Genomic DNA, 14,713 nt, shown 5'->3' with positions numbered 1-14,713 from the left:
TCCCGCCGCGATGCCAAGTGGCGTGACACCACTGGCCCCTATGGGGATTTTTGAGCAAATGTATCCACCATCCCGGGGTCCGCGAACCTGAACAGGATGTCGAATTCAATCCTTGTGCCGCGCCCCGGTGTGCTATCGATGCCAACAGATCCACCCATCAGCTCGACAAGCCGCTTGACGATGGACAGTCCCAGGCCAGTGCCCTGGAATCTTCGGGTGTGTGAACCATCCACCTGGGTAAAGGGTTCAAACAGCGCGTCGATTTTCTCCTCCGGAATGCCGATACCGGTGTCTGTGATGGTGAATTGCAGACGCTGGTGTTGAGGCGTTGCTTCCTGTTCCTTGCGGGGGCGTACTTCGATACGTACACTGCCTTGGTCAGTGAATTTGACCGCATTGCCTACCAGATTGAAGAGCACCTGGCGCAAGCGGGCCATGTCGCCGACCACTTCCTTCGGCACCTCCGCAGCTATCTGGTAGTCAAGCGCGATTCCTTTGCTCTGTGTTTGGGGGGTGAAGGTGAACAGCAGGGATTTGAGCAGGGAGTCGATGCCAAACGGACCGAGGCTCAGATCAAGTTTTCCCGCCTCGACTTTGGAAAAGTCGAGAATGTCATTGATGATGGTCAACAGACTGCGCGAGGACTCCAGGGCAACATTGGTATACTCCGAGGATTCCTCGTCCAGGCCCGAGTCATTCAGCAGCTGCAACATTCCCATGACCCCGTTGAGCGGGGTGCGGATTTCATGGCTCATGTTGGCCAGGAACTCAGACTTCGCCCGGTTGGCGGCTTCGGCGCTTGCTTTGGCTTGTTCCAATTGCTGTTCGCTGCGGCTGCGAGCGACGATCTCACCGATGAGCCGGGCTGAAGTGGTCAGTCGCGATTTGGCCTCATTGATAATGAATTGCGGCCGGTGCTGGTACTGCGCTGCTAGGCTCCCAAGTTCTTGCACCGGAATCTGGTAGCTTTCTGCCAGCTGCTCCAAGGTTTCTTGGTCTGTGGGCGGGGAGCCATAGCCGAAATCGATGGCGCCGACAATGTCACTTCCCGCCCGGATCGGGACGGCATACAAGTGAAGGCCGCCATGACAGGCGATATCCGTCGGTTCGCCGGTTTCGATGGCAATCTTTGATGCTTGGTTCCAGGAAGACTCGTAACAGAGCCATTGGCCGCTGGCGAGGGCTTCTGCATTGTCCTGACAGGCGCACAAGCCACGCGAGGCCTGAACCATGCGTCTGCACCAGCTTGACGAGGCGATCGCGAGTGCATAATCGCCGTTTTTTTCATGCACCACTGAGGAGGTGTCCAGCAGGGCCATGTAGTCATTGGCGATCTGGTGCAGAAGATCAGCCCCCACGGCATCGAGAATGACACGCGAGCGGTTTGTCTCGGTCAGGTCACCATGATCCTGCGGCGGTGGGGCTTTCACCGGCTCTAATGTTTTCTCCAGCATCCATTCGATGGTGCGGAGCGACTCTTCGGCCCTTTTTTTATCGAGCAGCGACAGGACGCTTGAGGTGAAGGCATGCACCATTTCGACATCTTCTTCAGTGTAGTCTCCGGACTTATTGGAGACAGCGGACAGGGCTCTTACTTGGCCGTCGCGGAGAATGGGGACGGAGAGCAGATTCGAGAGCGGCACATGCCCTGGAGGCAGCCCCTTTTTTCTGGGGTGCTCCAGGGTCATGTCGTTGAAGATGCAGGGTTTGCGATCAACCACGGCTTGAGCCCACAGCCCAGCTTGGTCGATGGGGAAATGGATGGCTTGGTCCTGAACGGCACACGAGGGTGCGGTGGTTTTGGACCAGGCATGAATGATCAGTTCGCATTCGGTTTGGTCAAGGAATCCAAAAAAGGCGAACTGGCTCTCGGTCATGCGCTGGATCTCTTCAAGCACCAGATCGCACAGTTCTCGGTAAGTCGCCTCGGTGTGCCTGGCGATATTCCACAGAGACTGAAGGTGGTTTTTGAGTTTAATGGTTTCCTGCTCAGCCAGCTTGCGCTCGGTGATTACTTCCGTGTATTTAACCATTCCGCCGATGGAACCATCTGGCCACTTCCACGGGTGGCACTGCCAGCGGGTATGGGTGATGGTTCCGTCCGGACGCTCAAAGAGGTCATCGTCTGAAGACTCGATCCTGCCAGCGAGTGCGCGTTGGTGAATCTCCCGCCACTGTGGCGGAATCTCGGGGAATACGTCGTAATGATGGCGGCCGATGACATCCAAGCCCTCAATGTTGTAATCCTTGCGGTAGCGATCACTGACATAAATGTAGTTGAGTTGGTTGTCAAAGATGGCGATGGCATTGGGATCATGCTGGATCACGAATTCCAGCAGGTGATGCATGCGCTTGAGTTCATCCTCCGACTGCTTGAGCCCGGTAATGTCCTGAGCAGTGATTTGCACCCCCAATTGGACGCCGTGTTCATCAGCAATCGGCTGATAGGTTGATTTGAACCACTGGCACCGATCAGTCAGCGTCACCTGGTCAAGATATTCCCCGGCTGCGTTGTCGTCCCAGGCTTGACGGATGCGGTGCAGTGCCTGGTCCGCCTGTGCCTGATCAGGCATGAAGTCGCGCAGCTTGCGGCCAATCAAGTGTTCCGGGCTGTCGCCCAGCAGGGCTGATCCGGCTGTGTTGGTAAACATGAGTGTGCCGTCGGGCGCATAGAGCCACAGCGGCACGCTCAGGTTGTTAAGCAAATGCTGCCAGATCGCTTTCATAGCCGCTTGGCACCTCCAATGACGAAAAAACCAATCAACCGCTGCATATACTCGGCATTGTGCAGCAACTGCTTGGTCATTGCGGAGGTTTGCTGGAAGGTGGAGCTGCTGGAGAGGATGACAGCATCAAGGCGTTTGATCGCTGCGGCGATGCGTTCAGCGCCCTGCTTCTGCTGCTGACTGGCCTGGACGATGTTCTGAATCATGGCGGCGGTTTCCTCAGTGGCGGGGACGATTTTTCGATCATGGCGCCGGCGCTTTCAGCTACTCCACGGCTGTGCGTAGCCAGCTCGGAAATTTCGTGCGCAGCATCCTGACTGCTTTAGGCTGACCTCAGGCGCAGAGCTTTGCACTTCGGCCATCACCTGGCACAGCTGAATCCATCATAGCGCGCAAGGCATCAGCGGGCAGGCCAATTCCGTTTTTCTGCCATACTGTCATCTGAAACGTTTTGTCATTATTAAACCCTGGCTGTACTCTTTGCACCATGAGAGCGCGTTTTGCATTTAATGAAATGCTTATGCATCAGGGTAGCGCATTATTGCACCCTGAATGAACAGTGCTTGCCGATTGTTAATGATTAGCGTTGATGAATGCTACCCATATCTGATGTAAGTCAGATTGCAGGTGGCTGTTTTCTATCATGCAGCCTTCAATTGATCGGAATTTGTATCAATGCAATAATGAGCGCTTGTGGTTTACAATTCGCTTGAATAAACCCTTTTTGTGTCTTAAATCATTGCCAGCCTACCCAGCCGATTGAGTGATCACATCAATGGAAACTACTGCCACGCTTGCGACACATCTGAATTTCGTCTGGGTCATGGTCTGCGCCGCACTGGTGTTTCTGATGCAGGCGGGGTTTATGTGTCTGGAGGCCGGGCTGGCGGCAGCCAAGCACTCGATCAACGTCGCCATCAAAAACCTGGCGGACTTTGTCATCGCCGCTATTTTGTTCTGGATGATCGGCTTTGGGATTATGTTTGGCGAGACCCAGGGCGGCTGGTTCGGCTGGGGGGATTTCTTCATCAATGTTGAGGATCCCTGGCGGCTGGCGTTCTTTGTTTTCCAAGCGGTGTTCGTTGGCACCGCAGCCACCATTGATTCCGGCGCCATTGCCGGGCGGGCCAAGTTTCGCACCTATCTGATTATTTCTGGGCTGATTTCGGCGGTGATTTACCCGGTTTTCGGGCACTGGGCCTGGGGCGGGCTGTTGCACGATCAGGCTGGCTGGCTGGAGGCGCGCGGCTTCAAGGACTTCGCCGGTTCCACCGTGGTGCACTCGGTCGGTGGTTGGACGGCCCTGGTGGGCGTGATCGTGGTCGGCCCGCGTATCGGCAAGTTCAAGGACGATGGCACCCCGCAACGGCTGCCGCCGCACAGCATGACTATGGCAGTGCTCGGCGCCTTCATCCTGTTCTTCGGCTGGTTCGGGTTCAACTGCGGCAGCACCCTGGAGGCCTCACCTGACATCGCTGTAATCGCGATGAATACCCTGATCGCGGCTTGCTTTGGCTGCCTGGCGGCATCGCTCATCAGCTGGGGTTTGAGTCCGCTGAAACGCCCGGAGGTGGAGATGGTTACCAACGGCCTGCTTGGCGGGCTGGTGGGCATTACCGCCGGCTGCGCCTTTGTCGATACCATGGGGGCGATGTGGATCGGGCTGGGGTCCGGTCTGGTGGTCTACATCGGCATTGAGCTCATGGAGAAGGTGTTCAAGCTCGACGACGTGGTCGGCGCCGTTTCGGTGCATGGCTTCTGCGGCGCCTGGGGCACCCTCGCGCTCGGCTTGTTTATTCTGCCCGAGCATCTCGGCGACCTGAGTCGCTTCGATCAGATCAGTGTGCAGTTGTTCGGCGTGTTGGCATGCTTTCTCTGGACTTTCAGCGTCGCTTTTCTGGTCATTAAAGGCATCGACATCACCACCGGCGGCATGCGGGTGTCGCGCGAGGATGAAGTGCGCGGTCTCAACGTCGCTGAGCATGGGTTTCGCATGTCGCATCTGGATGCCATTGAGGCCATGCATTACATCGGCAAGACCGGCGACCTCAGCAAGCGCGTCGAGATCGAGATTGGCACCGAGATGGGCGAAGTGGCTCAGACCTTCAACGCCATGCTCGACAAGATTGAGGAGGTGGTCAGAGTGACCAATAATGTCGCTCATGGCGACCTGTCACGCAATATCGAGCCAAAAAGCGAGCAGGATATGCTGGGCCATTCGGTTTACGCCATGGTCAACAGTCTGCGCGATTTCGTGCAGCGGATTGAATCCGTCTCCGGCGGTCTGTCCGGCTCGGTTGCCCATCTCGATGCGTCCAGCCATGACCTTCAGGAGGCCAACCAGGATCTGAGCGCCAGTATCGAAGATGTGATCAGCAACGTAGCTCAGGCCATTGAGCTGGCCAAGACCATGAGCGAACATGCCGATGAGGGCGCCGACAATGTGCACCAGACTCGCGCCGATCTTGATGCGATTCGCACTGTGCTGCTCAAGCTCAATGGTCAGATCCAGACGCTGGACGAGGAGTCCGAGCAGATCAGTCAGTTCACCAGCCGCATTCACCAGATTGCCAATCAGACCAATCTGTTGGCGTTGAATGCGGCGGTTGAGGCCGCGCGTGCCGGCGAGCATGGCTGCGGCTTTGCCGTGGTGGCGGATGAGGTCAAGACCCTGTCCGGCTCATCGGCCCAGGCGGCTCAGGAGATCGCGTCCCTGGTGCAGCGCATCCGCGCCAGTATGGGCGAGGCAATCACAGCGTCCCAGGAGACGGATGCTTCCAGCCAGAATATGGTCGAAAACACCGCCCGCGCGCTGTCAGATTCCTTTGCCAATATCGCCCACTCGATTAACGACATGGCGGAGATGATGAACACTATCGAAACCGCCACCCAGCGCCAGGATCACTCCAGCCTGCGCACGCGCAACGCCGTCGAGCAAATCGGCACCATTGGCCGGCAGATGCGTGAGGATGCTCAGCAGTTGTTGGAGGTGCTGAACTTCTTCCGCAACAGCACAGCGACGGCTCCCTGATTTGAGTATAGGGAGCCCTTGCTGTTCAGCGTCTGGCTGGCGGCTGCCCCGCGTTGTTTGGTCCGCCAAACAGCGGTGGATTCATGGGGCCGACCGGAGGCTGTGGCTGTTCGGTTGGTGGCAGCGGTTGATCGGTTGGTAGTGTTGGATCCGCGCTGGGATCAATGAGGATGTCAGGCGCAACCCCGCCAGCCACGCAGCGCGCGAAGTTATTAATGCGAATCACATCACCCTGCGGTCCATGACCACCGGCCCAGTCGGCCTCGTCGCCGGTCTTGGGTGAACTGCGCTGGGCACCGGCGCCATGCACGTCCATCAACTCGGTGATGCCACTGGAACCGAAGGACATATAGCCCAGCGTCTCGCCGAAGGCGATGTAAGCGGCAAAGCTGCCATTGCCGTCGATGTTTGCATGGGTGGTGGATGTCCAGTACCAGGGGTAGTCGAGCTGGCCGCCTTCGTTGGTGATGGGCGTGACCTGAAAAATCGTGTCGATGGCTGGGGTTGCGGTGACCGCCGGAGCTTGGGTGTAATCGACCAGGCTGTGGAGCTCCTTGGCATTGGGTAAGCGCCAATCATCCCGTCCGGCCAGACTCAGGGTTTCGCAGTAGCTGAGCGCGCTTGGCCAGTCGAATGCGACGCCGCTGTCGGCCTGTGCCCACAACAGTCCGGTGGCTTCGTCGCTGACGGTCCCATCGCCGTTGTCGCTAAAGGCATTGATGCCATAGTTCGGGTTGCCACGGACATAGAGGGTGAACTCGGTCTTGGCCGAACCGTCACCCATGGCCTCCGGATAACCTTTGATGCGCCCATCGGCAAAGTTCACCCCAAATGCCGTGGCTGCACCATTCATGGTGGTGCTGATGTATTGCGTCGCTGACCAATACTGAGCATCGATGATGCGCTCACCGATGCTGGTGTCACCGTATTGAAACGCAAAGGTCTCGGCGTCGATAAAGGGAATCCCCGCGCAGCTTGCGTCCTCCATGCAGATGCTGACATCGCGGCCGCTGAACAGAATCAGCGAATACAGTTCCTTGATGGTGGGTAAACGCCAGTCGTCATAGCCGGCGAGGTTGAAGGTTGCAGCGCCGGCGATGGCCTCGGCAAAGGTCTTTTTCGCGCCCGGATTCTGCGACCACATCAGCCCGGTGATCAGATCCGTGACCGTGCCATCGCCATTGTCGAGATAGCGCGGCTCGTTGCCGAAGTATTGGGCGTCTTGACCAAACCAGGGGCTATCGCTGCCGGGGCAGCCGATGGTGCTGTTGTCATCGAAGCACTGGACCTGCCCGGTATCGACAATGGGGTAGGTCCGGGTCAGAAAGGCGCTGATTTCGCGCTCATCCACCCGCCCATCCCAGTTCAGATCATACTGATCGAGCCAGGACGACTGAAGCCCCGGGTCAGCCTCCTGGGCAAACAGAGCGGCCGTTGGCAGACTGGTGGCCATTAGGGCTGCCACAGCACCTGCCAGAGACATGGACGTTCGCGGGCGGGCTGTCACAGCCGCGTGAAGCGATGAGTGGGATGCAGATTCATGGGAGAATGAATGGGCAGCGATCATGATAAAACTCCTGCTTTGGGACAAAGGATTAATCCGGCCGGCTACAACCCAAAGACTAGCGGGCAATCATGGAGGCAATGTGGAGAAAAACAGAAATTGTGTGACGCCGTTCGCTGTCTCAATGCAAGGCAAGCGAAGTTTGGAGCCTGGCAGCGTTGTTGAGCGTTCAAACCGCGCAGGCGCCGTCATTGCGAATAGATGTCGTTAACAACTGTTAGAGACGCTGTCATGTACAACCAGGCTGCGAAGACTGTACTGATTGTCGAGGACGAGCTGGCGTTGGCGGAGGTGCTGGCTGAGTATCTGCACGCGGCGGCTTTTGCGGTTGACTGCCTCAGCGATGGTCTGGCGGTGGTGCCATACGTGCAAGAACGGGCGCCGGATTTGATTGTGCTCGACCTGATGCTGCCGGGACGCGATGGGTTGGAGATTTGTCGTGAGCTGCGTACCTTTACCAACGTGCCGATCATTATGGTCACGGCCAGGGTTGAGGAAATTGATCGGCTGCTGGGGCTTGAGCTCGGCGCGGACGACTATGTTTGCAAGCCCTTTGCGCCACGCGAAGTGGTGGCGCGGGTCAAGGCGCAGTTAAGACGAGTAGAGATGCTGACGCAGGCTGCGGCTTCGATACCGGGCTTGGCATCAGCGCCGGAGCAATCCCGGGGACTCCGCCTGGATGCCGATCGCCTGGAAGTGTGCGTTGGCACGCGGGCCTTGCAACTGACACTGGTGGAATTTCGCTTGATCGATACCCTGTCCCGCCATCCGGGGCACATCTATTCGCGCGCGCGCTTAATCGAACGCCTGTATGACGACAATCGCGTCGTCACCGAGCGCACCGTGGATACGCATGTCAAAAATCTGCGCAAGAAGCTCGCGGCGGTGTTTGACGGGCAGCAGTTCATCCAGTCCGTTTACGGGGTCGGCTACCGCTACGAACCTGAGCCTGAGCCAGGTTGAAGCGCAGCTGGATCTCCAGTCCCCCGCAGTCGGCGGTGCGGGCGGTGATGCAACCGCCATGAGCTTCCACGATGGTGCGGCAGATGGCCAGCCCCAGCCCAGCCCCACCTTTAGCCCGCGAGCGCGAGGCTTCCACGCGATAAAAGCGGTCGAACAGATGTTCCAGCAGGGCGGGATCGACACTCGGTGCTGTGTCTGCAATGGCGATCAGCAGGGTGCCGCCAGCCGCTGTGGCGGTGATACGAATGAGGCCCCCGGCATCGGTGTAGCGCAGGCTGTTGGTGAGCAGATTGTCCAGCACTTGGCGCAGGCGCCCAGCATCGCCCTCCATGCGCAAGCCATCATCGATCTGGGCATGCAAGGCGAGCTGACGGTTAGCACACGAGGCCTCCCCGTCGGCGACAGTGGCGCGCAGGATGGCACTCAGGTCGAGGGGCTCAAAACGGTAGTGCAATGCGCCGCTGTCGGAGAGGGCCAGATCATAGAGATCGTCCAATAACCGCCCGAGGGTTAGCAGGCGTCCCTGGAGTTGTTCCAGCCGTTCCTTGCCGCAGGGGCGAATGCCATCGATCAGGGCGTCCAGCTCGGCGCGAGCGACGGCCAGCGGGGTGCGCAATTCGTGGGAAACATCCGCCATGGCGCTGCGGCGCAGGGCTTCGCTGCGCTCCAGCGTCACGGCCAGCTGGTTGAAATCCTGGCCCAACCCGGTCAGTTCATCGCGCCCCTTGAGTCGCACGCGAGTCTGGTAGTTCCCCTGCGCCAGTCGCCGCGCACCTTCGGCCACCGCGCGGATGCGTCGCAATAGGGCGGCGCCAAACACCGTACCCAGCAGCAGTGCCACCGTCAGTGCGACCAGACTGATCCACAGCAGGGAGCGATTGTGCTGACGGTAGAAGCGTTGCGCCAACTCATTTTCCAGCCAGATGGGCGCGGACAGTCCCAGCCAGCCGACCACCAGGCCATCGTGGGTCAGCGGGGTCAGCACCTCTTTGGCCGCCGCTGGCGCATCAATGCGGTGTCCGGCGATCAGCTGTTGCTCGGCATCGAGCAGGCGCAGCCGCGCGAGCAGTTGTTCGTGTCGCGGTGGCGGCGGCGGTCGGAAGCTGGGCGGGGGAGGACGAAAAAGTGGGGACCGCGGTGGAGCACCCGGGGGCTGTGGTCGGGGTCGAGGTGGAGGCGGCGGTTCTGTGATGGCAGCGTCGCCGATGACGGATTCCATGGCTTCATCAACCATGCGCGGCCAGAGGCGGGGATGGTCGGTGAGAAAGTCCCAGGAGCCTTCCTCGCCATAAGCTTGTAGCAAGGCCTCGCCAATGGGGCTGAGGCGTTTCAGTTCCTGCTGACCCAAGAAGTCGAGAAAGCCGTATTGGAAACTCCAGCGCGCCGCCAGCCCCATGCCCACGACGGAAAGCGTGCTGGTCAGGCCCAGGACCAACAGCAGTTTCCCGGTTAAACCGATGCGCATTGAGACTCCAGGTTGAGACACCAGATTTAGATACTCATTGTTGTTACACTCTTGATTGAGTTTAATCAACAAATGTGGAGCAATCGCGAACAAATTTTGGAGAGATTCTGGAGCAAGAGAGAGCCTGGGGCCCTGGTGAAACGACTCACTTCATGAAGCCTGGTCGTCATCCGCTTGTAGACACGCGATGATGCAGCGCTCTTCCTCTTGCATGGCTTGCACCAGATGCATGACCTGCTGTGGGTCGAAGGGGGTCAGATGTTCCAGTTGTTCGGCCAGCGCGGCCAAGTGCTCGAAGGCGCAGTTGGCACCGACCCCACGGATGCGATGGGCTAGCGTACGGAGGCTGGCCTGGTCCTGCTCAAGGTTAAGGAGCGGATCAGCCAGACGGCTGGTCAACTGCCTCAGGCTCTCGGTTAGGATGCCTTGCCGGATCAGATCGAGCATTTCCTGTAGTGCTTGTTCGTTACCGCCAAGGCGCCGTAGCAGCGCGGCGCGGTTGAAATGCACTGGTTCCGGGCTGGCGTTGTCTGCATCGCGCGGTTTAACGGATGGCTGCGCTGGTCGTTGCAGTAACCACTGATGTAGACACTTTTGAAGCTGTTCGGAAACAATCGGTTTGACCAGGAAGTCATTCATGCCAGCGTGCAGACAGCGGTCCTTTTCGCCTTTCAGGGTGCCAGCGGTCAGGGCGATGATGGGCACTGGTGGTTCGTTTTCCTCGGTGCGAATCTGCCGGGTGGCGTCATAACCATTCACCCCTGGCATCTGCACGTCCATCAGGATTAGATCCGGTCGGCTGTCGCGACACCGCTGCACGGCTTCGGCGCCGTTATGGGCTTCCTCGATCTGCGCATGCGGAAGGAGTTCGGCCACCATGTGCCGCGCCAGTATCAGGTTGAGCGGATGATCATCCACCAGCAAAATCCGCACGGCAGCGGCGTTAGTTGTGACTTCTGCAGCGTTGGCCGCGACGGCAGTTGCGGTTGCCATTTGGCTGGCCATGGCTGGTGCTGCGCCTTGCTTCAGCGCCACCAGCGCGCTGTACAACTGGCGGCTGTCGATTGGTTTGTTGGCGAAATGCTGGATGCCCAGTGCGGCGGCCTGGGTGCGCAATTGGTCATCATCGACCAAGCTGTGCAACAGCATGATGCGCAAATGTTCGGCCTCAAGGCCCAGCTCGGTGCGAATCTTGCGGATCACCTCAAGGCCGTCCATGAAGGGCATCTGGTAATCAACGATGGCGAGGTCGATGGTGCGCTTCTGTAGCAGGGACAGCGCGGTCAGTCCATTGTCCACCGTGGTGCAGGGCACCTCGACCAGATCAAGCATGTCTTGGATGATCTGGCCGTTATTCAGATTGTCATCGATTACCAGCACATGCTCAATGGTGTCGAGCACGGCCCGATCAGCCGCCAGATCTAGCCCCCGACCGCCTTCACTGCGCAGGCGCACGCGAAACGAGAAGGTGCTACCCTCGCCCGGTGTACTTTTGAGGTCGAGATGGCTGCCCATGAGATGCAGCAAGCGGTTAGAAATCGACAAGCCCAGTCCGGTGCCGCCGAACTTGCGCGTGGTCGAGGCGTCCTCTTGGGTGAAAGCCTCGAAAATGCGCTCCTGCTGTTCCAGGGCAATGCCACAGCCGCTGTCGCTCACGGCAAAGTGCAGTTCGCTGATACCTGGGGTTGATGTGGGCTGGGCGCGGATGTCGATGCGAATGAAGCCGGCTTCGGTAAACTTAATGGCGTTGCTGATCAAATTAATCAGCACCTGACGCAGACGGATGGGGTCGGTGTGGATGAGGCGCGGCACCTCAGAGGCGATGTTCAGTAGCAGCTCCAGCCCCTTTTCGTTGGTCTTGTAGCGCACCACATCGATAATCTGGCGTGTCAGCTCGTCCAGGTCGATCTGTTGCTCGGCCAGCTCCAGCTTGCCGGCCTCAATCTTGGAAAAATCCAGGATGTCGTTCAGCAGATCAAGCAGCGCTTTGGCTGACTGATTCACATAGCTTACATACTGGCGCTGAGTGTCGCTTAGCTGCGACTGGCGCAGCAGATCGCTGAAGCCAATCACGCTGTTGAGTGGGGTGCGGATCTCGTGGCTCATGTTGGCGAGGAATTCCGATTTGGCCGCATTGGCCGCGTCGGCTTCCGCCCGTGCCTGTTCGAGCGCGTGGCGACTCTTATGGGCTTCATCAATATCCTGAAAGGTGCCATACAGCCGTTTGCAGCGCCCGTTGTCGAATTCGGCGTTGCCAATGGCGCGCACCCACAGGGCCTTGCTGGTGGCGGTGATAATCTGTACTTCCAGATCATAGGGTGTGCCCTCAGCAATGGCCTGCTCAATGGCCTGCTGGAGTTGCGCGCTGGTCTCTGGCGTGTAAAAGGCTAGCGCCTGTTCGTAGCTGGGTTCGAAATCCGGTGGAACTTCGTGGATTTCCCGGATGGAGTCGGTCCATTCGAGCTTTCCGCTGATCAGATCGTATTCCCAACCGCCCACCCGGGCGACGCGGCTGGTCTGGGCAAGAAAGTCATGCGCGCGCTTGAGCTGACGCTCCGCCTCGCGACGCTCGCTGATGTCAGTGATGTTGGCGCATAAATGGGTAATCCGCCCCTGAGCATCGTACAACGAGCCGGTTGACACATGCACCGGGAAGCGCTCGCCACTCTTGCGCTTGAACATCAACTCGAAATCACCGACTTCACCAATCAGTGCTTTCTGGAGCACTGTATTGATGGCTTCGAACGCTTCTTCCGGCCAGTAGGGGAAAGGCGGCTTGCAGCCGAGTTGTTCCGCCTCGCTGAACCCGGTCATCCTGCATAACGCTTTGTTGGCAATCTGCTGCCGACCCTGCGCGTCCACCACCGAGAAGCCATCGGCCATGTTGTTGAGCAGCTGTTCGGAGAAATGCCGGGTATGCTCAAGTGCCTTGAGCGTGGCGGTTTTCTCTTCAATATCAGTCATATTGTGTTTTTTTTAAGCTCTTATTGAAAGGGGCGGTCAGTGATCGGGGGCGGCGATCTGAGCGCGCAACTGTACCAGCCGCTCAGCAGCGGCGCGGAAGTTGAAGTGATTGATGTGCTGTGCCAGGGCGCTGAAATCATCCGGCGTCAGCACGGCCACCAGCGCCTCGCGGTGGCGCGCGAAGCCTTCTTCCAGCGCGATATTGTTGGACTCGGCCAGGGCACTCAGTTCGGCCAGGTGTGCGGCCAGCTCCGCAGACGTAGCCGTCAGGCTGGCGGCGGCATGTTTGGCTGGATGATCGGTCGCGCGCCCATGCTCCCGTCTGTCGTCGTGGCGTGAAAAATCCTCGAGCTGGCGTAACAACTGGTCGCGCAGCTTGAAAGGCTCAACCGGTTTGCTGAGATGGGCATTCATGCCGACGGCGCAGGTAGCGGCGATCTCGTCTTTACTCGCCAGTGCGGTGAAACCAATGATGGGAATTCGTGTTCCGTCGGCGCGTGCGCGGATCTGCCGAGTGGTTTCCAGCCCATCGAGTTCCGGCATTTGCACGTCCATCAGGATCAGATCCCAGGCATTGATGCCTTGCGCCTGGATCTTGTTGAGCGCGTCGCGACCGTGAACGGCTGTAGTGACCACCAGGCCGAACTGTTCAAGCATGGTGCGCGCCATCAGGCGGCTCAGCGGGTCGTCCTCGACTAGCAGAACGCGACGACCGCAGAGCGTGTCGTAGTTGGCAGAACCTGGTGCGGAGGGCTTGGCCGCACTGTCATCAAGGTCCAATCCCAGACTGAAGACAAAGGTGCTGCCCCGCCCTGGCTGGCTCTCCACCTCGAAGTGGCCGCCCATCTGCTCAATGAGTTGCTTGCAGATCGACAGCCCCAGTCCGCTGCCGTCATAGTGGCGTGACATGGATGCGTCCACCTGATGAAAGGGCTCGAATAGCTGCTCACGCTGTTCAACACTGATGCCGATGCCAGTATCGGTCACGGCAAATTGCACATAGGCGGTCTCCTCGGCGAGCAGATCACATTGCACCCGAATCTCAACCTGTCCGGTTGCGGTAAATTTTACTGCGTTGTTGCCGAGATTGATCAACACCTGCTCCAGGCGCATCGGATCGCCGATCAGGGCATCGGGGACATCGGGCGCGCACTCGATACGCAGCTCCAGACCCTTGTCCGCTGCCTGCCCGGATAGTATGGCCGACAGGTCGGCCAGTACCCGGGAAAGCGAAAAGGGGGTGCGTTCCAAGCTGAGGCGACCGGCTTCAATGCGTGACAAATCGAGAATGTCGTTCAACATGCCAAGCAGAGCTTTGGCTGCACGTTGTGCTTGTTCAAGATATCCGCGTTGGTGGCTGTCGAGTTCCCCTTGCAGGGTCAGGTAGATCATGCCGATGATAGAGTTCATTGGCGTGCGGATTTCGTGGCTCATATTGGCCAGGAAGGCGCTCTTGGCATGGTTCGCCGCCTCAGCCGCCTCAGCTGTGGCGCGCAGTTCCTCCTCCAGCGCGCGCACCTGGGTGATGTCGTTGAAGGTGGTGACCACCGCTGCTGTATTATTGGATAGCACCTTGCTCGGCAGCAGGTAGCTGTTGACCAGCAACCAGCGTCGCCCCCTGGTGCCAAGCTCGATGCTCATGATCACCCTATCTTGGGGTTCGCCAGTGCGCAGCGTTTTGAGGGCGGGAAAGTCCAGCGGCGCCAGTGGCTGCTCCTGGGCATCCTGCGCTTGCCAACAGGCATCGAAAGCATCCAGTGCCAGCAAGTCTTTGCGACTGAGCCCCAAAATGCGCGTGGCCGCGTCGTTAGCCTCGATAATGGCCCCATTGCGTTGCTGCACCACCAGGCCATCACCGGTGGTCTCGACCAGCGCCCGCCAATAGGCCTCGCGACAGCCCAAACTGGATCTTTTTTTAACGAAAAGTAAGCGAGCCAGCCAGAAGCCAGCGATCACCCCGATGCTTAGCAAGGCCGTGGCCAGCCAGAGTGTCTCCATGC

General features: G+C 58.8%; 8 protein-coding genes. 2 read left to right on the top strand and 6 right to left on the bottom strand.

Going from position 1 to position 14,713, the window contains the following annotated elements; translation table 11 throughout:
- Positions 1–38 precede the first annotated feature (38 nt).
- Together CKO36_RS03365 and CKO36_RS03360 are read right to left on the bottom strand one after the other, a co-directional pair.
- Positions 39–2,726, bottom strand: coding sequence for an ATP-binding protein (locus CKO36_RS03365; protein ID WP_200280535.1), 2,688 nt, complete (start codon positions 2,724–2,726; stop codon positions 39–41).
- Entirely contained in the window at positions 2,723–2,932 is a 210-nt protein-coding gene (locus CKO36_RS03360; protein WP_200280533.1) for a hypothetical protein, read from the bottom strand. Before CKO36_RS03360 ends, CKO36_RS03365 begins: the two co-directional genes overlap by 4 nt.
- Positions 2,933–3,501: 569 nt before the next feature.
- On the opposite strand from CKO36_RS03360, the gene amt reads away from it, so the two are divergent.
- Positions 3,502–5,757 (top strand): ammonium transporter, encoded by a 2,256-nt coding sequence (gene amt / locus CKO36_RS03355; RefSeq protein ID WP_200280530.1) that lies wholly within the window; start codon positions 3,502–3,504, stop codon positions 5,755–5,757.
- Between the two features lie 25 nt (positions 5,758–5,782).
- Here the strand turns inward: amt and CKO36_RS03350 are convergent, their stop codons facing one another.
- Positions 5,783–7,210 carry an Lcl C-terminal domain-containing protein gene (locus tag CKO36_RS03350; protein WP_200280526.1) on the bottom strand — a complete coding sequence of 476 codons (1,428 nt, stop codon included), beginning with the start codon at positions 7,208–7,210 and terminating at the stop codon, positions 5,783–5,785.
- Between the two features lie 342 nt (positions 7,211–7,552).
- On the opposite strand from CKO36_RS03350, the gene CKO36_RS03345 reads away from it, so the two are divergent.
- Positions 7,553–8,284: a response regulator gene (locus CKO36_RS03345; RefSeq protein WP_200280523.1), complete on the top strand. Its 732-nt coding sequence runs from the start codon at positions 7,553–7,555 to the stop codon at positions 8,282–8,284.
- On the opposite strand, the gene CKO36_RS03340 is transcribed toward CKO36_RS03345, so the two are convergent.
- From CKO36_RS03340 to CKO36_RS03330, 3 genes are all read right to left on the bottom strand, one after another.
- Positions 8,226–9,503, bottom strand: coding sequence for an ATP-binding protein (locus CKO36_RS03340; RefSeq protein WP_420826311.1), 1,278 nt, complete (start codon positions 9,501–9,503; stop codon positions 8,226–8,228). The genes CKO36_RS03345 and CKO36_RS03340 overlap by 59 nt on opposite strands.
- Before the next feature lie 396 nt (positions 9,504–9,899).
- Positions 9,900–12,713 carry a response regulator gene (locus CKO36_RS03335; RefSeq protein ID WP_200280518.1) on the bottom strand — a complete coding sequence of 938 codons (2,814 nt, stop codon included), beginning with the start codon at positions 12,711–12,713 and terminating at the stop codon, positions 9,900–9,902.
- A gap of 36 nt (positions 12,714–12,749) precedes the next feature.
- Positions 12,750–14,711 carry an ATP-binding protein gene (locus CKO36_RS03330; protein ID WP_200280516.1) on the bottom strand — a complete coding sequence of 654 codons (1,962 nt, stop codon included), beginning with the start codon at positions 14,709–14,711 and terminating at the stop codon, positions 12,750–12,752.
- Positions 14,712–14,713 lie beyond the last annotated feature (2 nt).

This window comes from Rhabdochromatium marinum (genome assembly GCF_016583795.1).
Taxonomy (GTDB): Bacteria; Pseudomonadota; Gammaproteobacteria; order Chromatiales; family Chromatiaceae; genus Rhabdochromatium; species Rhabdochromatium marinum.
Note: the sequence above shows the minus strand (reverse complement) of the source record. Positions and strands in the feature narration are given on the sequence as shown.

Coding starts and splice junctions, on each gene's coding strand:
- CKO36_RS03350 (WP_200280526.1), bottom strand. CDS start 7,210: ATGGCCACCAGTCTGCCAACGGCCGCTCTGTTTGCCCAGGAGGCTGAC.
- CKO36_RS03360 (WP_200280533.1), bottom strand. CDS start 2,932: ATGATTCAGAACATCGTCCAGGCCAGTCAGCAGCAGAAGCAGGGCGCT.
- CKO36_RS03340 (WP_420826311.1), bottom strand. CDS start 9,503: ATGGAATCCGTCATCGGCGACGCTGCCATCACAGAACCGCCGCCTCCA.
- CKO36_RS03365 (WP_200280535.1), bottom strand. CDS start 2,726: ATGAAAGCGATCTGGCAGCATTTGCTTAACAACCTGAGCGTGCCGCTG.
- CKO36_RS03335 (WP_200280518.1), bottom strand. CDS start 12,713: ATGACTGATATTGAAGAGAAAACCGCCACGCTCAAGGCACTTGAGCAT.
- CKO36_RS03345 (WP_200280523.1), top strand. CDS start 7,553: ATGTACAACCAGGCTGCGAAGACTGTACTGATTGTCGAGGACGAGCTG.
- amt (WP_200280530.1), top strand. CDS start 3,502: ATGGAAACTACTGCCACGCTTGCGACACATCTGAATTTCGTCTGGGTC.
- CKO36_RS03330 (WP_200280516.1), bottom strand. CDS start 14,711: ATGGAGACACTCTGGCTGGCCACGGCCTTGCTAAGCATCGGGGTGATC.